Source organism: Lysinibacillus sphaericus (genome assembly GCF_006864135.1).
Taxonomy (GTDB): domain Bacteria; phylum Bacillota; class Bacilli; order Bacillales_A; family Planococcaceae; genus Lysinibacillus.
Genome location: NZ_SADV01000015.1, coordinates 24,748 through 45,360, shown reverse-complemented (window position 1 = coordinate 45,360; position 20,613 = coordinate 24,748). Strand labels below are relative to the sequence as shown.

Genomic DNA, 20,613 nt, shown 5'->3' with positions numbered 1-20,613 from the left:
CAGATCATTAAAAAGACTAAAATAGGATAAACATAAAAGGGGAACTCGTGATGTTGTTATTTTGTTTGCCATATGCCGGTGGTTCAGAGCTGATATACCGTAATTGGAATAAATTTATAAATCAACGTATAGAAATACATGCTATTGCATTAAAAGGAAGAGGAAAAAGATTCTGTGAAGGTTTTTATCAAAATATAAATGAAGCGGTGGAAGATATTTACTGCCAAATACAAGATAAAATCCAACAAGAAGAGTTTGCAATTTATGGGCATAGTATGGGAGCACTTTTGACGTATGAGCTATATTATAAAATCATTAATACTAGCAATAGAAAGCCAAAGCATTTATTTTTTTCAGGCAGATTTTCGCCCAATGTAAAAGGTAATATTATTATTAGTCATAAAATGCCTGATAAAGAGTTTATGGATAGTATCGTAGCATTAGGTGGAATTGCTGATGAGGTACTAGAATCGAAAGAATTACTAGAGTTTATTTTACCTATTCTAAAAAATGATATAAGGATAGTAGAAAATTATGTTTACAAAGAAAGGGAAGAAAAGATTCAGTGTAATATATCTGTTTTAAATGGGACAGAAGATAATATAGATTTCTATCAAAAAAAAAGCTGGAAATATTTATGCGATGGAGATTGTGAATTATACGATTTAAACGGCAACCATTTTTTTATTAACAATAATGTAAATGTGAAAAAGATAGCTCGAATAATAGAAGAAAACTTATAAATCTCTTAAGTATTTGGAGAATAAGTATTCATAGTATTGATTGCACTTATATCAATACTATGAATACTTTAATATCAGAATAATGGTGCATTAAATTATATCATAGGAGGGAAACAGTGGATTATTTTGATGGTGGAAATGCGTTTCTTTTTCAGGGAGTTGGATCAGAATATCAAAGCTTATTACATTTACTCGATGAAGAGCAATTAGAATTATTGCGTAAATATTGCTCCATTGTGGAAAAGGAATTAGATTTAGATTTGTGGGACTATCTATTTTATTCCAAAAAAACGAAATACGATGACTTTTTCAATGATTGGATAGCTATCTACACCTGCGATAATATAGTGTTCGATACATATATTTCCATAGGTGTAAAGCCTAAAGTATTTTTAGGTTATAGTATGGGCTTGATTACTGCAATGTCATGTGGAAAATCTATTTCTTTTGAAACAGGATTGCACATGCTCCTAACTATATATGAATATCCGAAAGATATTTCAAGGCATGAGGAGTCTATGGCAACTATAATAGGTTTGAATTACCAACAAGTTGTAAGCTTAATAGAAAAAAACAATTTTTCCGATACTGTCAAGATTGCTAGTGAAAATAGTAAGTACTGCATTGTTATATCTGGAAATAAAAGTGATATAATTAAAATTTTAGGTGGAGCGGAAGAGGAGGGCGCTATAAAGGTTGTAAAAATAAATGTCCCCTATGCATTCCATACTCCGTTTGCTGAAAAAGGGATTGATAAATTTATAGATCTTGTTGAAAGAATAAAGGTTGATGATAGTAGAATACCGATAATTTCAGTATTTACCCAAAATGCTCTTCAAAGTGCTTCTGACTTAAAGAAAGAACTAGTGAAAAATATGCCAAGTTCAATGAATTGGAAATGTTCAATAGAAAAAATGATTGTTTTTGGTATAACTACTTTTATTGAAGTTAGCCTAGATGACTCCCTTACAAAAATATCTAGAGTGATAAATACAGATTATAAGTTCTTATCATATAAGAAAATAGTAAGGTTGAACAGCAAACATTAAAATGGATATATTTTAAAAAAAAATAAACGTGTTTATTGAATGAATGCCCAATAATGAGATGAATTAAATTTTTATATAATTATTAAAATTATGTAAATAAAATCAGAAGGAGTAATTTAGTATGAGAAAAGTAGCCGTCATTGGAGCAGGAGTAATGGGAAGAGGAGTAGCTCAGAATTTTGCTCAAGAGGGGGTAAATGTCATATTATTAGACATTTCTGAGGAAAAATTAGAGCATGCAAAAGAAGAAATACGACAAAATATTCGTTTTCACGCTTTATTTAACAAAAACAAGATAGACGAAGACTCCGAAATAATTTTATCAAGAGTCAATTTTTCAACAGATTACCAACTATTAGAACAAGTAGACTTTGTTGTTGAAAACGTCCCTGAGAAATGGGAGGTTAAAAAATCAGTTTATGAAAAAGTAGATGAAATTTGTACAGAAAATTGCGTATTTTTAGTTAATACTTCTTGTATTCCTATTACTAAAATAGCAGCATTAACCAAGAGGCCAGAGAAGTTTATTGGAACACATTTTATGAATCCTGTACCGCTTATGACTACTATTGAGGTAATTAAAGGATATCATACATCTGAGGAAACTATTTTGCTAACAAAAGAGCTTCTTAAACATATTGGGAAAGAGTGCATTATTGTTAATGATTCACCTGGTTTTGTATCAAACAGAATCTCTCATCTTTTTATGAATGAGGCTGCCTTTGTTGTACAGGATCAAGTAGCTGCACCTAACGATGTAGATAACATATTTAAAAAATGTTATGGACATAAGATGGGACCACTGGAAACAGCTGACTTAATTGGACTCGATACTGTTGTAAATTCACTAGATGTTTTATATGAAAGCTTTCAAGATTCAAAGTATCGGTGCTGTCCCTTACTACGTAAGATGGTTGATGCAGGATTGCTCGGCAAAAAAGTTGGTCAAGGATTCTATACTTATTAAAAAAATGCCCAAAGGAGTATGATAAAATGTCTGAAACTAAAATGAAAATAAAAACTTATCTTTCTAAGTTTTTTAAAAACCATGAAATAATGGATAATGAAGATATATTTTCAACAGGATTTGTCAATTCACTCTTCGCAATGCAGTTAGTAATGTTTATTGAAAAAGAATTTAATATAAAAGTTAAGAATAAAGATTTAGATCTTAATAATTTCAGAACGATTGATTCAATTGTCTCTTTTATTAGTAAAAAGCAACATGAAACAACTATCGAAAATGAAGTAAATACTAAATGAATGATGGTGAAAATATGAATATAGAATTTACATCAGAACAATTAAAATATCAAGAAAGTTTTAGAGCATTTGTTCAATCTGAGATAATTCCTTACGCTGGTGAATATGACCGAAATGAATATTTACCTACCGAACTTATAGAGAAGGTTTCCCAAAGTGGGTACTTAGGAGCGACTATTTCTAAGAAGTATGATGGATTAGGCTACGACATGATTACTTTGGGATTACTTAATGAAGAAGTGGGAAGAGGATGTTCATCAACTAGAGCATTGTTGACAGTACATGGTATGGTAGCACTTGCGATTGAAAAGTGGGGGACAGATGAGCAAAAGGAATATTGGCTTCCAAAAATGGCGAAGGGTGAAATCATAGGAGCTTTTGGTTTAACTGAACCCCAAATAGGTAGTGATGCTAAAAGTATAGAAACATCTGCTGCACTTATAAATGGCAACTATATTTTAAACGGTAGCAAAAAATGGATTACTATGGGCCAAATAGCTGATATTTTCATTATTTTTGCAAAATTAGATGGTAAACCAACTGCATTTTTAGTAGAAAAAAATAGCCCAGGTTTTTCGGCTAAAGAAATTCATGGAATGATGGGTGTGAGGGCATCAATGGTAGCAGAACTATGCATGGATGATTGCCATATTCCTGAGACAAATATGATTGGTAGACCTGGCACTGGATTATCCCATGTCGCATTCTCTTGTTTAGACTACGGTAGATATACTATTGCATGGGGGTGTGTTGGCATTGGACAGGCGTGTATTGAAGAAAGCGTACGTTATGCAAAGAAAAGAAAACAATTTGGATGTACATTAAGTCAAAATCAATTAATTCAAAAAATGATAACAGAAATGGTTGTTAATGTAAAGGCTGCGCGATTAATGTGTTTAAATGCTGGCTATCTAAAGGATACCGGAGACCCCGAAACTATTATGGAGACATGGAATGCAAAGTACTTTGCTTCTACAATGCTAAATAAAGTTGCAGGAGATGCTGTGCAGATTCATGGTGCTAATGGATTAAGCCAAGAATATTCAGTAGAAAGATATTATAGAGATGCAAAGATTAATGAAATCATTGAAGGAACTACACAGATGCATGAAATATTAATTGCTAAAAATATTATTGGAAACAACTAGAAGAGTGATTCTTGTCGGAGGTGTATCATGTTAGAGATTAGTTCACAAGAGAGAAAGGTAAAGTGTGTTGTTTGGGATCTGGATCATACATTATGGCAAGGTGTTTTACTTGAAGATAAGAGTGTTAAATTACATGAAGATATAAAAGAAATTTTAGAAGAATTAGATAATCGTGGCATATTACAATCTATTGCAAGTAAAAATGAACATCATTTAGCAATTGAAAAACTTAAAGAATTTGGTATTGAGAAGTATTTTATTTATCCTCAAATTAACTGGAATTCAAAGGGATCATCTATTAAAAAGATAGCAAAGTCTATTAATATTGGACTTGATACTTTGGCATTTATAGATGATCAGCCTTTCGAAAGAGAGGAAGTCAGTTTTTCAGTCCCGGAAATTATGTGTATAGATGCAAATGATTTAAGTGGCTTACTTAGTCTACCTGAAATGAATCCGAATTTTATAACAGAAGATTCGAAAATGAGAAGAAAAATGTATTTAAGTGATATAGAACGCAATAAAGAAGAAGAAAGCTATGAAGGTACAACGGAGGAATTTTTAAAAACCCTTAATATGGTACTTACCATATCTCCAGTTAGTGATGGTGATTTGCAGCGAGCAGAGGAGTTAACGGTAAGAACCCATCAATTAAATGCAACGGGGTATACTTATTCCTATGAAGAACTCGATAATTTTAGTAAATCGGATAGGCATAAATTATTAATAGCTGATTTAAATGATAAATATGGGCCATATGGAAAAATAGGAGTTGTACTAATTGAATGTGACAAAAATGTATGGACAATAAAGCTATTACTTATGTCGTGCAGAGTTATGTCCAGGGGAATTGGTACAATTATGCTCAATTATGTTATACATCTAGCTAAGAATGCAAATGTACGTCTACGTGCAGAATTCGTTCCAACTACTAAAAATCGAATGATGTATATGACTTATAGATTTTCAGGATTCGAAGAGATTGAAGAAAATGAAAATTTAGTATTGTTCGAAAACGATTTAATGAACCTTCAGCCTTTACCAAACTATATAAAATTGAACTCTTTTCTATTAATATAAAAGATTAAAACGCTGAAATTGTAAAAGTTAAACTTTTTTGATTTGAAGTGAATAAATAATAGAGGGTGGATTGTTTGGAATAATATTTTCCGATAAGAAGATTGGTATGTGAAGAAGGAAAACTTTTAAATATTATGAATCTCTTATTACAAAAGAATAGGTAGAAAAATTTTATAATCATTTATTAAGGGTTAGAGCGTTTGATAGAAAAGCAGTAAGTTTACAGCGGCAGGGCAAGATAGGAACGTTTGTACCATTCGAAGGGAAGAGGCATCACAAGTCGGAAGCGCATTAGCATTAAATGAAAATGATTGGTTAGTTCCATCATATCGCAACCATGGAGCATTTGGCTAATCTTTATAATGCGAAGCTTGATGAAGAACAAATCCAAGTTTATTTATTGCAAGTTAATAAATTTCGATTTTAAAAATTGTTTTTAAAAGCTCTTTGGTTTAAAACAGAATTGATAGAACGAATCTTAACATTGGCGCCAACTTTTAAGATAACTCTGAAAGGGCGCCTTTTTTTATTACATAAAAAGTAAAGAAATTTTTTAATTCAGGAAAGCTATAAGTTTGATCTTCAAATGCAACATCATACTCGTTAGTGCTAATTTTTAAGCTGAAATTAAATTATAGCGTTCTACTAAAGAAAAAAATCTTTCAGGTTTAAGTGTTTACAATCCGAATAATAACTTAAAAGAATAATTTATGAGGACAGTATAAAGACTTTATTTCTATTTAAGTGAGCTATTATTTAAAGCTGCTATCACTAAATCTTCAGGATCAACATATTTTATAGCAGAAGGAAAATCATAATTACGTGCGCAAACTGCGATCTGATAATTTGTATCTATTAAATAATTTTTTAAATAAAATTTTATGTCCTTGAATTGTGACTCAATTTTAAAAGTTTGATCAATGCCATCTTTTATAATGGAGAAAGAGTTTAGAGGAAGGGATAGACCAAATCCGATTGCTTTAATATAGCTTTCTTTTAAAGTCCATATTTCAAAAAATCTATTCAATTGATAATTTTCTAATGAAAAAATGTAATCACATTCTTTTTCTGTAAAGAACTGCTTTGCTAGCGTAATATCAATAGACTTTTCTTTTTCTATATCAATGCCAATGTGGTTACTATCTAATGCACATACTACCCAATCTTCTGAATGGCTTAAATTAAAATAAAAGCTTTCTACATCAGATAAATATGGTTTTCCATAAGGGTTCGTTGCAAACTCAAATTGAAAATTATTTTTAAGTTTTTGTTGTATAATAATATTTCGTATTAAAATTTCCGCAAAAAGACCTCTTATCAAATCTTCTATTCTAGTAAATTTTTTTAATTTGTCTTGTTTTTTTTGTGGTAATAATTGCATTAGTTGTTTGTACGTTGAAAAACAAATGGAATTATTGATATTCATAGCAAATAATTCGATCATCTTATATTCAAATCCTTTATAATTTATATAATATGAGAAAAAAATTCCAAAGTAAATTTCTTTTTGGATTAACTAATTCGACAATACATTTTTTAAACTATAAAACCAATCATTTTCCCTATTGGTTCTACATTTAGCTTTATTATACACAAAATACTAATAATTCCCTTTTGTAAACCATAAATTTATTTTAACACAATATGTATTTTATCTATATACGAGGTGTCCATATAGTAGAAAATTAAAAAGGTGTCTAAAAGCAGTTCAAAACTGCTATTTAGACACGCATTTTTAATAATTATTTAATATCCTTCGTCCATTCAGCAACTTTGTCTGCGTTAGCTTCCACCCAATCTTTAGCAGCTTGTTTTGGGTCTTTGCCATCCATAATTTCTAGCATTACGCTCTCTAAGTCTTCTGATGTCCAGTGGAAGTTATCTAGTACAGAATAGACATCTGGTTGATCTTCTTTTAAACCTTTACGAGCGAATGTGTTAATCGTTTCTTCGCCACCATAAACGCCTTTTGGATCATCTAAATATTTAAGATCATATTTAGCGAATTTCCAGTGAGGAGACCAGCCTGTCACGATAATGTCTTCTTTATTTTTAATTGCTTTAGCAAGAGAAGTGGTCATAGCTCCAGATGAAGAAGTTAATAGCTGCCAACCTGCTAGGTTATCATATTCATCTAAGGCCTTTTCAGTAGAAGCTGTAATCCCAGCACCAGGTTCAATACCCGTAATTGTTTTATCTGCTTGGTTTTTTAAATCCTCAATCGAGTTAACGTCCATATAGCTTGGTACTACTAGACCTATTTTGGCACCAGTAAGGTTTTCACCTAGTTCATCAAGGTCGTTCTTATATTTTTCGTACTGTGGGGCATGAGTATTTGGTAACCATGCAGCGACCATGCCATCTGCTTCACCTTTTGAAACAGCCTCCCACATAATTGCATTATCAAGTGGTGTTAATGATACATTGTAGCCTAAATCCTCTAGTACCTGACCAACTACATTAGTTGAAGCAATTTCTGTATCCCATTCAACGTAGGCTAGATTGACGTCCTTTGAGTTACCACTACTCTTACTTGAATCATCACCATTACATGCGGCTAGCAAAAAGCCAAGCCCTAAAGCCATTCCTAATTTAGTTAATGTTTTCAGTTTCATCGAATCTTCCTTTCAAATATTAATAGTTTTGTAGCAAACTACAAATCGTAAATCTCAGCGGTGAAAGTAAAGAACTAAGATTTTCGTCAATAAATTGCCTCTTTTTCTATACGACTTTCTTCTTATTAAAACTTTGCGTTAGGCGGTCTATAACAATCGCGAAAATTACAAGACCTAAACCTGCAACAAAGCCATTACCAACCTGTGTACGTTGTAGTGCAGTTAATACTTCACGTCCTAGACCAGGTGCACCAATCATTGAGGCAGTTACAACCATTGACAGTGATAGCATAACTGTTTGGTTAATCCCTGCCATTATAGTTGATTTGGCAAGAGGAATTTCTACTTTAAATAGTTTTTGTTTTGAGGTACTTCCATATGAATCCGCAGCTTCTACTAATTCTTTTGGTACTTGGCGAATTCCTAGGTTCGTCATACGTACAGTTGGTGGTAAGGCGAAAATAACGGATGCAAATACACCAGGGACTATCCCAATACCAAAGAAGGCAACGGCAGGAATCAAGTATACGAAGCCAGGCATTGTTTGCATGAAATCGAGTATCGGCTTAATCACATTTTCTGCTACAGTTGACTTCGACATTAGAATGCCAAGAGGAATACCTAATATGATTGAGATGATACTTGAAAAGAGCACGAGTGTGGTTGTTTCCATAAGATGCGTCCATAAGCCTTGATTATAAATAAATAACAAACCAATTAATGAAAACGTTGCGAGCCCGAATTTTTTACCGGTAACGAAAAAAGCAAAAATGACAACAAGTAAAATAAGAATAATCGGAGGAATGCTCACTAATAAATCAGTGACCTGATTCATGAGTAGTTTTCCATTTTTTTGAATCAAGTTAAAAAACACTGAAAAATTACTCGTCAACCAGTCCATAACTGATTCTACCCATGGTCCAACTGGTATTGCGGGAATATTGTCTAATAAATTATTCATGTGCATTCGCCTCCTCATCGCTAGTTGAAAGTGCTTCGATGACAACGCCCCGGATAAGAACACCAAGCAAGCGCTCATCTTTTACAACCGCAATAGGAGTAGGACTATTATGAATCAAACCTAATATATCTTGTAAAAGCATATCTGGTGGAACGGTTAACATATCAGATTGAACAATTGAATGTACCGTTTGTTCTTGTCTTTTAGCTGCAGCCCGTGCGTCGTCAGCAGTAATATAGCCTTTTAAATGTCGATTCTTGTCAACGGCCATTAATAAACTAACCGTTTCCTCACGCATTCTTTTAAGTGCTACGGTCGGTCCATCTACATCTACATTGACAGATACAGGTCGAACCATGGCATTTTCAGCAGTTAATACTTTAGAACGATCGACGTCTTCTACGAATGTTTTAACATAATCATTTGCAGGATTTGTTAAAATTTCTTCTCCAGTACCAATTTGGATGATTGAGCCATCTTTCATAATGGCGATACGATCACCAATACGTAATGCTTCATTCAAATCGTGGGTGATAAATAAAATTGTTTTTTTCAATGTGCTTTGTAAATCGAGTAGCTCATCTTGCATTTCTTTTCGAATTAATGGATCGAGTGCAGAAAAAGCCTCATCCATTAGTAATATTTCAGGGTCATTTGCAAGTGCCCGTGCTAATCCAACACGCTGTTGCATACCGCCTGATAATTGACTAGGATATTGGTCCTTATAAGCAAGTAAGCCTGCATTGTCGAGAGCTTGCTCTGCTTTTGCTTGCCGTTCTTCCTTTGAGATGCCTCTGATTTCAAGGCCGTATTCTGTGTTTTGAAGAAGTGTACGATGGGGGAATAAACCGAAGTTTTGAAAGACCATACTCATTTTGTTTCTTCTTACATTACGTAAACTCTCTTTGCCCATTTTAGAAATATTTTCTCCATCGATGTAAATATTTCCACTTGTAGGTTCTATGAGACGGTTTAAAAGTCGAATCAGTGTCGACTTACCACTTCCTGATAATCCCATGATAACGAAGATTTCACCTTCATTTACGGTAAAACTTGCATCGTATACACCGACTGTTGCACCTGTTTCTTTTAAGATATCAGTCTTGCTTTTTTGTTGCTTGACGAGTTCTAAGGCTTGGGGAATATGTTTCCCGAAAACTTTAGAAACATGTTCCACTTTTATTTTTTCCACTAGAACCACTCCTTTCGTAGATCAATTTCGCCTTGGCGTAATGGGTGTTACTTCACTACGCACATATAAATTGCCACTAGACGAGGCATTTTTAGGCTGAGTCCCTCTATTTTAGTAGGTGTTTGGACACTCACTAAATAAAGATAAATACTATTTGAGGATAATGATACCCAAATATAAACAAGTAACAACTTAACCCTAACAAAAAGTTGTTACTTCTGTCAAATCGACAAAATAGAAAAAATCCGCTTAAACGCTGCTATATCAGCGTTTAAGCGGATTTTAATTTGGATATAAAAAGCTCTGAACTCGAGCGAAACTTTCATCATTCCCGATAAAGTAAATAATGTCTTCTTCCTCCAAGGAGACATATGGACCAGGTGATAGTAATAATTCATTTTTACGACGAATTCCGACAATCGTGCTAGATGTATTTTGCCAAAAATTCAATTCCTGTACTGTTTGGTGGATACAAGGGCTTTCAGCTGTCATCTCTAATTGATAAGGAATAAACGGATTGACGGATCGGAAATGTTCAGTTCGACTAATCAGTTGTTTGGTCTTTTCCTGTAGATTTATTAATTCTTGGTGCTGCTTCTGAATGCTAGACATAAGCTCATGTTGTAGCTCATGGACTGATTGAACATCATGGAATTGGCGGACAAAATGTGCAGCCTTTTCATATGAGATGATGATAACTCCACTACCTTTGGTGGCCTCCACAATTTCCAAGTCTTGCAAAACAGCAATTGCTCTTCTTGCAGTTTCCGCAGAGACATTGTATTGACTAGCTAGGGATGATCTTGCGTAAATTTTATCGCCAATTCGATACTTTCTTTCCACGATTTTTGAGGCTAGGTCGACAGCTATTTGTTGATATTTTGGCTGTTTCACTTGCACATTTTTTTCTAATTGCATTCTAAACTTCCTTTCGTCATTACAGTTCCCTCAGCTTATTATAGACTAGCCTGCACAGAAAAAATAGCATCTCCATAAGCTAGTAGTATATGATAAAAACGTAATATAGCAGTTTTTGTTTCTTAATAGAGTAGGAGCTGGAGTTTGACAGTTGTTAGTTATTATTATAAACTAAGTTACGTTATGTAAGTTATGTAAAAATACAAGTGCTCAGTTAGTTTGTTTTGCTAGCTGTTAACATTAGAAGGTTGGAGAAAATATGACAATTACTACTAAAGTTTTAGATATAGTGAAAGACAAAATGACGATCGTGAAGCAATCAGAAACTGAAAGTATTTGCCTAGTTGGTCCAGTGAAATTACCGGTAAAACAGGGTGAATTTTCGGCGACATTTCAATGGTATAACTGGTTAAAAGTAGGAGCCAATCAGTCAAAAGAGGAAATTATTGATGGGTTAGCATCTGCAAATTTAGCTTTTTTACAACAGTCATCAGTGCTTGTTTATGGAGATTTTACACATGCTGAGGATGCTTTAATTCGCATGCATAGCATTTGTCATACAGGTGATATTTTTGGAAGCGAACGCTGTGACTGTGGTTATCAATTACATGAATCGATGAAAATGATTGTGGAGCATGGCTGTGGGGCCATTTTCTACTTAGCTGATCATGAAGGCCGCGGCATCGGATTGTTCTCGAAATCGCTTGCTTATTTATTACAAGAAGAGGGGTTAGATACGGTTGAAGCAAACCATGCTCTCGGCTTCCCAGATGATACTCGTTCTTACGAAGATGCCATTACTGTGTTAGGAGCACTTCGTTCAAAACCAGTTACACTCATTACCAATAATCCGAAGAAGCTTGCCGCATTACAGGCACATGGTTTAGCAGCAGAAGGACATGTCCCATTATGGGGAGGATTAACGGAGACAAATCGTTTTTATTTAGACACGAAAGTAGAGAAATCTGGCCATTTGCGCGAAGAGGTGGAGGAACGAAGATGACAACAGATGAAAAATATATGCAGTTAGCACTTGACTTAGCCGCTAGTGCAAAAGGAAATACAAATCCTAATCCACTAGTAGGGGCTGTAATCGTCAAAGACGGTGTAATTGTTGGAACAGGTTTACACAGAAAAGCAGGGGAACCACATGCAGAGGTACATGCATTTCGTATGGCTGGAGAACATGCTAAAGGTGCGACACTTTATGTAACTCTTGAGCCATGTTCGCATTACGGAAAAACACCTCCTTGTGCAAATTTAGTGAAGGAATCAGCAGTTAGTCGAGTAGTAGTAGCCATGCAAGATCCAAATCCTGCTGTTGCTGGACGTGGTATACAGCTGTTACGAGATGCGGGTATTGAGGTAGAGGTGGGTGTTTTAGAAGCTCAAGCTCGCCGTTTAAATGAACGTTTTATTCACAATATGCTAACAAAACGACCATTTATTATTTCAAAATATGCGATGACTTTAGATGGGAAAATAGCTGCTCATACAGGACATTCCAAGTGGGTAACTGGTGAGGCAGCGCGTGAGGATGTTCACCGTATTCGACATGAGGTGGATGGTATTTTAGTTGGTGTTGGTACTGTTTTAGCTGACAATCCATCCTTAACAACAAGATTAAAAGAAGCTTACGGAAAAAATCCAGTACGCATTATTATGGATAGCTCCCTTCGTACACCAGCTCATGCCAATGTTCTGAATGTAGAAGAAGCGAAAACAATTATTGTATGTAGTGAGAATGCCGGCCAAGAAAAAATAACAGCATTTGAGGAAAAAGGCGTGACTGTATTGCCAGTTCGACATGACTCTGAGGGCCTTGTTGTTGACGATATGCTTGAAAAACTATATCAATATGGCATTTCGGATATTTTAGTAGAGGGTGGAAGTACGATCAACTCTTCCTTTTTACAGCAAGGTGCTATTAACAAATATGTGATTTATATAGCGCCAAAAATTCTCGGTGGTCGCTTATCATTAACACCGATTGCTGGTCCAAATCCATCTACTATGGATGAAGCATGGGATGTAGAGTTTGCTTCGTTTGAGCAGGTTGGGCAAGATTTACGTATTATTGCTTATCCAAAGATAGGTGAAGGAAAGTGAATTATCAAGCAGATGTTTGTATCGTAGGGGCTGGGCCAGGTGGAGCACTTCTTTCGCACTTACTAGCGAAAAAAGGTCTTTCCGTAATTCTACTGGAACAAAACGCAGCACTTGGGCAGGCATTTCGCGGTGAGCATTTAAATGAGGAGGGTGAAGCTGTTTTAAAAAGTCATCAGCTATTTGAAGCAGTCGAAGCGCTCGGTTTATTACGTATGGGAAAACTTGAATATTACGCAGACGGTAGAGCAATAAAAACTATTTTCCCTGTTGAAGCTGTTGGACATTTAGGAATTCATGTGCCGCAAGCAAATCTATTAAAGGGAATTTTACAAGAAACACAGCATTTTCCTCACTTTTCTTGTTTCTTGAATACGAAGGTAATGAAGCTCTTAGTTGATTCTTTGGGCAGATATACGGGTGTCGTTGCATCAAGAAATGGGGAAAAGATTGAAATTAGTAGTCAGTTAATTATCGGTGCTGACGGGCGTTACTCTACTATTCGAAAGCAAGCGCACATTGAGATTCAAAAGCATAAACATGGCTTTGATTTATTGTGGGCAAAAATTCCTGCCCCTCAGGGATGGGAACCATCGATTAAAATGGCATTAATAGGTGGAAAACAGCTATCCTTATTTACGCAGGTAGGTGGGTTCATTCAAATCGGCTGGAATATTGAACAAGGGAGTTTTCCTCAGCTCAGAAAAAAAGCATTTACACCATTTATCCAACGGCTTTTAGAACAATTCCCAGAACTGTCTGATACTGCAAACGAACATATCAGATCTTGGCAAGATTTTGTCTTGCTTGATGTATTCAGTAGTCATTGTGACTGCTGGGGGACAGAGGGGCTTGTACTATTAGGGGATGCTGTTCACACGATGACACCAACTGGAGCATTCGGGCTCAATAGTGCACTCAAGGATGCAGATTGTCTTGCGTCATTATTAAATAAAGATACACTTGTTCATTTTAACGTACACGATTTTCAACAAATGCGCGAGCGAGCCATTGAAGAAGTATTAGCGATGCAAATTGAAAAAGAGCAAACATTCGCGACTAACTTTATCACCAAGGCTTCTTGAAGGGAAGAAAAACAACATGAAATTTGGCTTTGATATAGATGACACACTCATAGATTTACGAGCACATGCCTTTGCGCTCTATAATAAAAAACTTGATAAAAATGTTTCGCTAGAAGTATTTCAAGCTTTGCAAAGAGTTGAAATTCACGAACCTTTTGCATTAACAGATGCTGAAGGAGCAGCGATGTGGAATAGTTCATTAGAGGAAATTTATTTTACGGATTGTCCTGCTTTTGAGGGAGCACTAGAGACGCTTCAAGCTTTGGCACAGCAGGGACATGACATTTATTATATTACTTCACGTCCTAAGCAATATTGTGAGCAAACACAAGCATGGATGAAAGCACAAGGATTTCCAATTACAGAAGGTCATTTTTTCTGCGGAATGCAAGATACAGAGAAAGTAGCGATCATCAAAGAGCTAGCTTTAGATGTTTATGTAGATGATAAACCAGCTGTATTAGAAACACTGCAAGATGTGAAGACAAAAGTAATTTTAAAAAATCAATCCTATAACAAGCATGTTGAACTGCCACGCTTAAATTATTGGGATGATTTCTTGGAATTAGTAAATAATTAACTTATCACCATAACGTGTAGTTGATTTCCGTTCCGACGGGGCGCTTTGTTGCTGCCGCTTCGCTTTCGCACAGATAAAACATTGCCGCTGACGCTTCGCTTTCGCGCAGAGCAGAGCTTCCTGGGGGCGTCCGATGAGCCGATGAGCCGCTTCGCTTCGCTGCAGGGTCTCATCTGTGACGCTGATCCCCAAGGAGACGCCCAGTCTCCACTCCAATCAACTAATATTTACTTGAAAAAATAGTATCGCTGACTTTGGTGCTAAGTCGATTAAATGTTAAAAAGGAGAGTGCGTTAATAAACGCTGCTCTCCTTTTTGAGTCGCTCAAATGCATAATACTATCACTTTATTCTTTGTTTCGATTAATACAATTGCTTTTCGATTTCTAATGCAACGCTTTGAATAGTGTCAATTAATAAATTTTCATCGTAGTCACTGTAGCGTACCTCTGGTATGACCAGTGTTACTGAAGCGATGATTTGTTGAGATGCATTTAATATCGGTGCAGATATAGAACATGCGCCACGTACACGTTCGCTTTTACTAGTCGCAAACTGTTGTAAACGGATATGTTTTAATTCCTTTAACAGCTGCTCTCTTGAAAGTATTGTCTGATCAGTGATAGGTTCAAGACTTATATTCTCTACATATTCTTCAACATTCGGCATAAATGCGAGCAATATTTTAGATGAAGCACCGGCATAAAGGGGAGAGGTGTCACCTACAAACATTTTCGTTGAAAGCGGATATGTTGAATCAAAGTTTAATATACATCGTCTTTCCAATCCATCAATAATATTCATGGAAACACTTTCGCCGATTTCTTCGTTTAGCTTTTTTAAAATAGGTTCTGCGACAATAATAAGACTTGATTCTTCTTTTACTAAATTGCCTAAATACAGAAGTGAATGACCTAATTGATAGCGCTTTGTACGTTCATCTTTGTGAAGAAAGCCTTCGTACACAAAGGTAGAAACGAAGCGCTGTAAACTCGAAATGCTGATCCCTGTTTTTTTACTTAGCTCAGTTAGGGAAAGGCTTGGTTCATCTTTTGAGAAAGCTTTTAACACTTTAATAGCTTTGTGCAGCGATGACATTGTATAGTTTTTTTCGAAAATCTTCTGATTCATTCCGTCACCTACGTAATAAAATTTTCTTCGACATCCGCCGGAGGATTTATCTTCAGATATACATGCAGCTATGCTTTTGCGCATAAAAACATTTATTAATGAAGATAAAACTGGCCCATCACCATAACGTGGGGTTGATTTCCGTTTCGACTGGGCGCTTTCCTGGGGGCGTCCGATGAGCCGCTTCGCTTCGCTGCAGGGTTTCATCTGTGACGCTGATCCCCAAGGAGTCGCCCAGTCTCCACTCCAATCAACCTATCCACATGACATACTTTTTTATAAAATGTCATTCCGAACTTTCAGTGATGAACCATAAAAGTACTTCTATTATAGCGCAGTTTTATTTTTGTAGAGAGGACTTTTGGAATTGGTCTGTGTGTTCACCAAGTATCGGTGGTGCTAATTTATATTGAATATCTAAATCAGAGAACTTTAACGGGCTTTTGATGAATCTGATTGTACCATATTGTTCGTGCTCTATTTCACCAATCATGTCTCGTGCCATAAATTGCGGTTGTTCTAGTGCCTCAGCAATTGTGTTCACACGTCCACCTGGAATTTTGTATTGCTGTAACAAGGTAATCCATTCATCCCGTGTTTTTGTCATAGTAATGTCAGTAATCATCCGAACAAGCTCCGCTTCATGTTGCTTGCGCATCGTATTCGTTAAAAAGCGCGGATCATTGACCCATTCCTCACGTTGCAACATCGTGCAAAACTTTTTAAATTGTCCATCTGTCCCAACGCAAATCATTAGGGGACCATCCGCACAGTTAAATACTTGATAGGGCGCAACATTATTATGACGATTACCGAGACGTTCTGAAATAAAACCTGTATTTAAATAAGCACTCGCTACATTCGCTAAGCTACTCATCTGAACGTCTAATAAAGCTAAGTCAATAAATTGCCCTCTATTTGTTTGATCACGCATTCGTAAAGCGGCTAAAATACTAATGACGACATAGTTAGAGGTTAAAATATCTGCAATAGGAACACCAACTTTTGTCGCTTCTCCATCAGGTGAGCCTGTGACATGCATTAAACCACTCATCGCTTGAATTACTGGATCGAAGCCTGGTTCGTGTGCAAGAGGACCAGTTTGACCGAATCCTGTAACTGCACAATAGATGATTCTAGGATTCACTTTGCTCAATTCTTCATAGCTGAGCCCCATTCGCTCCATGTCACCCGTTTTAAAATTTTCGAGGACGACATCAGCATCTTTGACAAGTTCTTTAAATTTTTCTCTGTCCTCCATTGTCTTTAAATCTAATGTGATCGATTTTTTATTGCGATTGGCACATAAATAATACGTACTTTGACCATTCACAAATGGCCCCCAATCACGCATGCTATCAGAACCATTTGGATGTTCTATACGAATTACTTCTGCCCCTAAATCTGCCAACAACATGGAGCCAGCAGGAGCAGCATAAACGCGAGATAAATCTAATACTCGAATATTTTCAAGAGGTTGCATTGTTCGTCCTCCTAAACACGTCATTTATAAATAGGCTTACGTTTTTCTACAACTGCGTTCACACCCTCTTTAAAATCATCTAGCTCTGTAACGATAGCCATTTGTGATGAAATATAATCAAGGGCACTACGTAAATCCATCCGTTGACTTTGATATACAGCACGCTTTATGAATTGCAATGTCGTAGTTGGACGACTAGCTAATTCCTTTGCATAATTCAATGTGTATTCGTCAAGCTCATGGTCTTCTACAACAAATGTCACAACACCTTTGTCTTTTGCTTCGTCGGCAGTTAATACACGAGCTGTCCAGAACATGTCCAAGGCTTGATCGATGCCGATTAATTTTGGTAAGTAATAAGCGCCACCGTCGCCTGGCACGATCGCAACGTTAATGTAGCTTTCTGAAATCTTTGTAGATTTTGCGGCAATCCGTATATCGCACATTAAGGCCATATCAAGTCCTGCCCCCATTGCAAATCCATGTACCTGTGCAATAACGGGCTTATCAATTTCTTCAAGGAGAAGGGGAATACGCTGAATCTTTTTCCACAGAGAATTTTTTCGTGCTAAGCCTGTAGAAGAGATATCGTCCTCGCTTTGGAAAAATCCTTCCCCAGCTTGCATCGCCTTAATATCCCCACCAGCGCAGAATGATTTTCCATTACCCTTTACGATGACAACACGAATATCCTCTGAATCACGAACAGTTTCAAGGGCTTCAATCCATTTAGCAATCATCTCTTCACTAAAAGCATTGTACGCCTCAGGTCTATTTAATGTAATTGTAGCAACATAGTCTTGCACTTCAAAAAGTAAATCAGTCATTGATAACACTCCTTATCATGTCATTAGTGGTTTGTCACAAATTAATGTTGGTCATTGGCCTTATCCTTCTACTTTGAGAAGTGGAGAGTTTGCGCTACTTGAAGTTAAATATCCCCATAGACTATCTCCGCTATTTTTTAGTAGCTGTGTTGCTACTAAATTAGTCCAATAAGAGGTGCTAGCCCCTTCATCGCGCCATGACCAAAGTCTGCGTGTAAATTGATGCAAACTATGCTCGTGTGTCGTACCAATTGCAGCGTGTACTTGATGCGCAATTGTTGTCACTGCTTGAATAATTTCTTCGAAACGAATGCAGGCGTAAGCAACCTCACTATTTTGATTGTTTTTTAGAAGTGCTTCCGTTACATTATTAAATGCAGCTAGAGCAATCGCTGTTTCACCTGCTAAATGTACAATATGCTGCTGAACGAGCTGGAAGCGATGAATCGGTCGACCGAATTGCTCACGTTCTTTCGTATATTGAACAGTTAAATCATTTATTTTATCGACGGCACCAGTCATCAGTGCTAATTGAAAAGCAGTTTTGAGTGTTGTAATAGCGTGTATCTTGTCAGGAGATAACACAGCAGATACTTGTGAAACTTTAGCATGATGGAATATCACGGTATCACGCGGTTCGCCTGCTAAATTTGATCCTACCTTAATTTCAGCTTGGCTTAAATCGATTTCTACAAGATGAGTACCCTCTGTGCTATAGGCAAGTGTCACTAGATGTTTTGTATGACGTGCCCAAGGGATGTGGATCGCCTCTCCCGTTAATTTGCCATTCTCTAACGTAAAGGCTTGGTTAGGGTAGAGCATATACGTGGCCAAGCCTTCAATTACTTGTAAACTAGTAAACTCTAATAAATAATTTGCAAATGTTGTTTCTGCAAATGGGATTGGTGCCGCGTATTTTCCAGTTAAACGAACAATATTTAATAAATCCTCTATGTCGCCACCTGCACCGCCATTTTCTTCTGTAAAGGCTACAGCTGTCATACCGTTTTCTTTAAACAAATCCCATAGTTCTGGTGCCCAATGACCTTGTTCCACTGTATCGACTAACTCTTTATCGACTTTTTCTTTTAACATGCGTTCTACAACATCAAGAATCATATCTTTCATTTCACTCATTGTGCTACAACCCCTTTCGCTACAACGCCATACAGTACCTCTGAAGTTCCTCCTCGGATAGTGAAACCTGGTGCATGTAAAATGGATTCAGCCATAAAGCGATCAATTTTTCGATGAGCGTCAAGAGTAGGATAAGTCTGTACGATTAAGCGTGTAATTTCAGGAATACTTTGCTCAAATTTCGTACCGAGTGCTTTCACAAGTGCTGCAGGAATAGATACGTCTTCACCATTACCAGATTCTAAAAGCTGGGCTACGCCAATTGACAAATTACGTAGGCCCCAAAGACGAGCTATTATTTTAGACGCTTGCTGTAACCCTTCTAAATTTTTTTGGCGCTTTAACTCTTGAATAAGTTCATCGATTAATGGGAAAGTGCTTAAAATTCGCTCTGGACCACTGCGCTCAAAGGCAAGCTCTGCTAATCCTTGAGCCCAGCCATTACCGATCTCCCCTACAACCATATTGTCAGGTACAAAAACATTGTCAAAGAATACTTCGTTATAATGATGCTCTCCGGTTAAAAATTTAATTGGAACAACCGTTACTCCTTCCGCATGTAAATCAACAATCAATTGACTGAGCCCTGCATGTTTGCTTTTGCCATCAAAAGGACTAGTCCGTACTAAAGTCACCATATAGTGGCAAAGGTGTGCATTACTCGTCCATATTTTTTGACCGTTGACAATCCATCCACCCTCTACTTTTTCAGCACGTGTGCTAACCGAAGCCAGGTCTGATCCACTATTTGGTTCACTTAAACCTATGCCGAAGTAGCATTCGCCTTTCACAATTTTCGGTAAGAAATATTCTCGCTGCTCTTCTGTTCCATACCGTAAAAGAAGTGGGCCTGTTTGGCGATCAGCAAACCAATGTGCAGCAACCGGAGCACCAACAGCTAAAAATTCTTCCGTTAAAATGTATCGATCAATAGTACTCCTCTCTTGACCACCATATTTTTTAGGCCAAGTTAAGCCAATCCAACCTTTTTGACCAATTAATTTAGAGAATTCAGGATCATCTCCACTAAGCCAAGAGTCACATTTAGGCGTGAAAGTTCCTTTTGCTAATTCATCCTGTAGAAACGTTCGAACATCTAAGCGGAATTGCTCCTGCTCTTGTGTAAATTGCACAGTTGGTACATGAAACATTTGATCACTCCTTATTTTTTACCGTAATGTGGTAACTGTTATTATATATGTGTATTTTATGATGGCTTATAACTGCAGTCAATTACTTTTTTGGAATTATTAGAAAATTTTAATACATAGAGTAGGGAGGCTCGTGGTTTATCAC

The 20,613-nt window shown here is 36.4% G+C and carries 20 protein-coding genes and 1 pseudogene; 11 read left to right on the top strand and 10 right to left on the bottom strand.

The features are described from left to right. Positions 1 to 50: 50 nt before the first annotated feature. From C7Y47_RS16450 to C7Y47_RS26300, 7 genes and pseudogenes are all read left to right on the top strand, one after another. Positions 51 to 743 carry a thioesterase II family protein gene (locus C7Y47_RS16450; protein WP_142509764.1) on the top strand — a complete coding sequence of 231 codons (693 nt, stop codon included), beginning with the start codon at positions 51 to 53 and terminating at the stop codon, positions 741 to 743. Between the two features lie 116 nt (positions 744 to 859). After that, positions 860 to 1,792, top strand: coding sequence for an acyltransferase domain-containing protein (locus C7Y47_RS16445; RefSeq protein WP_185903513.1), 933 nt, complete (start codon positions 860 to 862; stop codon positions 1,790 to 1,792). Positions 1,793 to 1,913: 121 nt separating this feature from the next. Next, positions 1,914 to 2,759 carry a 3-hydroxyacyl-CoA dehydrogenase family protein gene (locus C7Y47_RS16440; protein WP_142509762.1) on the top strand — a complete coding sequence of 282 codons (846 nt, stop codon included), beginning with the start codon at positions 1,914 to 1,916 and terminating at the stop codon, positions 2,757 to 2,759. 26 nt (positions 2,760 to 2,785) lie between these two features. Then, the gene (locus tag C7Y47_RS16435; RefSeq protein ID WP_142509761.1) at positions 2,786 to 3,055 is read left to right on the top strand and encodes an acyl carrier protein; all 270 of its coding nucleotides are present in this window, start codon (positions 2,786 to 2,788) and stop codon (positions 3,053 to 3,055) included. Beyond that, positions 3,052 to 4,203: an acyl-CoA dehydrogenase family protein gene (locus C7Y47_RS16430; protein ID WP_255505225.1), complete on the top strand. Its 1,152-nt coding sequence runs from the start codon at positions 3,052 to 3,054 to the stop codon at positions 4,201 to 4,203. The genes C7Y47_RS16435 and C7Y47_RS16430 overlap by 4 nt, the downstream gene beginning before the upstream one ends. A gap of 27 nt (positions 4,204 to 4,230) precedes the next feature. Further along, positions 4,231 to 5,283 (top strand): HAD-IIIC family phosphatase, encoded by a 1,053-nt coding sequence (locus C7Y47_RS16425; RefSeq protein ID WP_185903512.1) that lies wholly within the window; start codon positions 4,231 to 4,233, stop codon positions 5,281 to 5,283. Between the two features lie 172 nt (positions 5,284 to 5,455). Further along, positions 5,456 to 5,628, top strand: a pseudogene (locus C7Y47_RS26300) (thiamine pyrophosphate-dependent enzyme); the annotation flags it as partial. 391 nt (positions 5,629 to 6,019) lie between these two features. Here C7Y47_RS26300 and C7Y47_RS16420 read toward each other — a convergent pair. The 5 genes from C7Y47_RS16420 to C7Y47_RS16400 all read right to left on the bottom strand — a co-directional run bounded on the left by C7Y47_RS16420 (position 6,020) and on the right by C7Y47_RS16400 (position 10,969). Next, positions 6,020 to 6,727 carry a 4'-phosphopantetheinyl transferase family protein gene (locus C7Y47_RS16420; protein WP_142509760.1) on the bottom strand — a complete coding sequence of 236 codons (708 nt, stop codon included), beginning with the start codon at positions 6,725 to 6,727 and terminating at the stop codon, positions 6,020 to 6,022. A 298-nt stretch (positions 6,728 to 7,025) separates the two neighbouring features. After that, entirely contained in the window at positions 7,026 to 7,898 is an 873-nt protein-coding gene (locus tag C7Y47_RS16415) for a glycine betaine ABC transporter substrate-binding protein (RefSeq protein ID WP_142509759.1), read from the bottom strand. Positions 7,899 to 8,004: 106 nt separating this feature from the next. Then, entirely contained in the window at positions 8,005 to 8,859 is an 855-nt protein-coding gene (locus tag C7Y47_RS16410) for an ABC transporter permease (RefSeq protein WP_142509758.1), read from the bottom strand. Then, positions 8,852 to 10,051, bottom strand: coding sequence for a quaternary amine ABC transporter ATP-binding protein (locus C7Y47_RS16405; protein ID WP_142509757.1), 1,200 nt, complete (start codon positions 10,049 to 10,051; stop codon positions 8,852 to 8,854). The genes C7Y47_RS16410 and C7Y47_RS16405 overlap by 8 nt, the downstream gene beginning before the upstream one ends. A gap of 282 nt (positions 10,052 to 10,333) precedes the next feature. Beyond that, on the bottom strand, positions 10,334 to 10,969 hold the full coding sequence (locus C7Y47_RS16400; RefSeq protein ID WP_142509756.1) for a TrkA C-terminal domain-containing protein: 636 nt from the start codon (positions 10,967 to 10,969) through the stop codon (positions 10,334 to 10,336). A 259-nt stretch (positions 10,970 to 11,228) separates the two neighbouring features. Here C7Y47_RS16400 and C7Y47_RS16395 point away from each other — a divergent pair, with 259 nt between their 5' ends. From C7Y47_RS16395 to C7Y47_RS16380, 4 genes are read left to right on the top strand one after another with little or no spacing between them, the layout of a single operon-like run. After that, on the top strand, positions 11,229 to 11,972 hold the full coding sequence (locus tag C7Y47_RS16395; protein ID WP_142509755.1) for a GTP cyclohydrolase II: 744 nt from the start codon (positions 11,229 to 11,231) through the stop codon (positions 11,970 to 11,972). Next, a complete protein-coding gene (ribD, locus tag C7Y47_RS16390; RefSeq protein WP_142509754.1) occupies positions 11,969 to 13,078 on the top strand; it encodes a bifunctional diaminohydroxyphosphoribosylaminopyrimidine deaminase/5-amino-6-(5-phosphoribosylamino)uracil reductase RibD in 1,110 nt (369 codons plus the stop codon). The genes C7Y47_RS16395 and ribD overlap by 4 nt, the downstream gene beginning before the upstream one ends. After that, complete coding sequence (locus tag C7Y47_RS16385; RefSeq protein WP_142509753.1) at positions 13,075 to 14,160, top strand: FAD-dependent monooxygenase; 1,086 nt, start codon at positions 13,075 to 13,077, stop codon at positions 14,158 to 14,160. The genes ribD and C7Y47_RS16385 overlap by 4 nt, the downstream gene beginning before the upstream one ends. Positions 14,161 to 14,176: 16 nt before the next feature. Beyond that, positions 14,177 to 14,740, top strand: coding sequence for a 5' nucleotidase, NT5C type (locus tag C7Y47_RS16380; RefSeq protein WP_142509752.1), 564 nt, complete (start codon positions 14,177 to 14,179; stop codon positions 14,738 to 14,740). A gap of 362 nt (positions 14,741 to 15,102) precedes the next feature. Here C7Y47_RS16380 and C7Y47_RS16375 read toward each other — a convergent pair whose 3' ends face one another. From C7Y47_RS16375 to C7Y47_RS16355, 5 genes are all read right to left on the bottom strand, one after another. After that, positions 15,103 to 15,870: an IclR family transcriptional regulator gene (locus C7Y47_RS16375; protein ID WP_142509751.1), complete on the bottom strand. Its 768-nt coding sequence runs from the start codon at positions 15,868 to 15,870 to the stop codon at positions 15,103 to 15,105. A gap of 340 nt (positions 15,871 to 16,210) precedes the next feature. Continuing rightward, the gene (locus C7Y47_RS16370) at positions 16,211 to 17,353 is read right to left on the bottom strand and encodes a CaiB/BaiF CoA transferase family protein (RefSeq protein ID WP_142509750.1); all 1,143 of its coding nucleotides are present in this window, start codon (positions 17,351 to 17,353) and stop codon (positions 16,211 to 16,213) included. Positions 17,354 to 17,373: 20 nt separating this feature from the next. Next, complete coding sequence (locus C7Y47_RS16365) at positions 17,374 to 18,180, bottom strand: enoyl-CoA hydratase/isomerase family protein (protein ID WP_142509749.1); 807 nt, start codon at positions 18,178 to 18,180, stop codon at positions 17,374 to 17,376. Between the two features lie 60 nt (positions 18,181 to 18,240). Continuing rightward, on the bottom strand, positions 18,241 to 19,317 hold the full coding sequence (locus C7Y47_RS16360) for an acyl-CoA dehydrogenase family protein (RefSeq protein ID WP_142509748.1): 1,077 nt from the start codon (positions 19,315 to 19,317) through the stop codon (positions 18,241 to 18,243). After that, complete coding sequence (locus C7Y47_RS16355) at positions 19,314 to 20,468, bottom strand: acyl-CoA dehydrogenase family protein (RefSeq protein WP_142509747.1); 1,155 nt, start codon at positions 20,466 to 20,468, stop codon at positions 19,314 to 19,316. Before C7Y47_RS16355 ends, C7Y47_RS16360 begins: the two co-directional genes overlap by 4 nt. Positions 20,469 to 20,613: the final 145 nt, after the last annotated feature.

Coding starts and splice junctions, on each gene's coding strand:
- C7Y47_RS16420 (WP_142509760.1), bottom strand. CDS start 6,727: ATGATCGAATTATTTGCTATGAATATCAATAATTCCATTTGTTTTTCA.
- C7Y47_RS16370 (WP_142509750.1), bottom strand. CDS start 17,353: ATGCAACCTCTTGAAAATATTCGAGTATTAGATTTATCTCGCGTTTAT.
- C7Y47_RS16410 (WP_142509758.1), bottom strand. CDS start 8,859: ATGAATAATTTATTAGACAATATTCCCGCAATACCAGTTGGACCATGG.
- ribD (WP_142509754.1), top strand. CDS start 11,969: ATGACAACAGATGAAAAATATATGCAGTTAGCACTTGACTTAGCCGCT.
- C7Y47_RS16425 (WP_185903512.1), top strand. CDS start 4,231: ATGTTAGAGATTAGTTCACAAGAGAGAAAGGTAAAGTGTGTTGTTTGG.
- C7Y47_RS16395 (WP_142509755.1), top strand. CDS start 11,229: ATGACAATTACTACTAAAGTTTTAGATATAGTGAAAGACAAAATGACG.
- C7Y47_RS16380 (WP_142509752.1), top strand. CDS start 14,177: ATGAAATTTGGCTTTGATATAGATGACACACTCATAGATTTACGAGCA.
- C7Y47_RS16375 (WP_142509751.1), bottom strand. CDS start 15,870: ATGAATCAGAAGATTTTCGAAAAAAACTATACAATGTCATCGCTGCAC.
- C7Y47_RS16450 (WP_142509764.1), top strand. CDS start 51: ATGTTGTTATTTTGTTTGCCATATGCCGGTGGTTCAGAGCTGATATAC.
- C7Y47_RS16430 (WP_255505225.1), top strand. CDS start 3,052: ATGAATGATGGTGAAAATATGAATATAGAATTTACATCAGAACAATTA.
- C7Y47_RS16400 (WP_142509756.1), bottom strand. CDS start 10,969: ATGCAATTAGAAAAAAATGTGCAAGTGAAACAGCCAAAATATCAACAA.
- C7Y47_RS16415 (WP_142509759.1), bottom strand. CDS start 7,898: ATGAAACTGAAAACATTAACTAAATTAGGAATGGCTTTAGGGCTTGGC.
- C7Y47_RS16435 (WP_142509761.1), top strand. CDS start 2,786: ATGTCTGAAACTAAAATGAAAATAAAAACTTATCTTTCTAAGTTTTTT.
- C7Y47_RS16365 (WP_142509749.1), bottom strand. CDS start 18,180: ATGACTGATTTACTTTTTGAAGTGCAAGACTATGTTGCTACAATTACA.
- C7Y47_RS16355 (WP_142509747.1), bottom strand. CDS start 20,468: ATGTTTCATGTACCAACTGTGCAATTTACACAAGAGCAGGAGCAATTC.
- C7Y47_RS16440 (WP_142509762.1), top strand. CDS start 1,914: ATGAGAAAAGTAGCCGTCATTGGAGCAGGAGTAATGGGAAGAGGAGTA.
- C7Y47_RS16360 (WP_142509748.1), bottom strand. CDS start 19,317: ATGAGTGAAATGAAAGATATGATTCTTGATGTTGTAGAACGCATGTTA.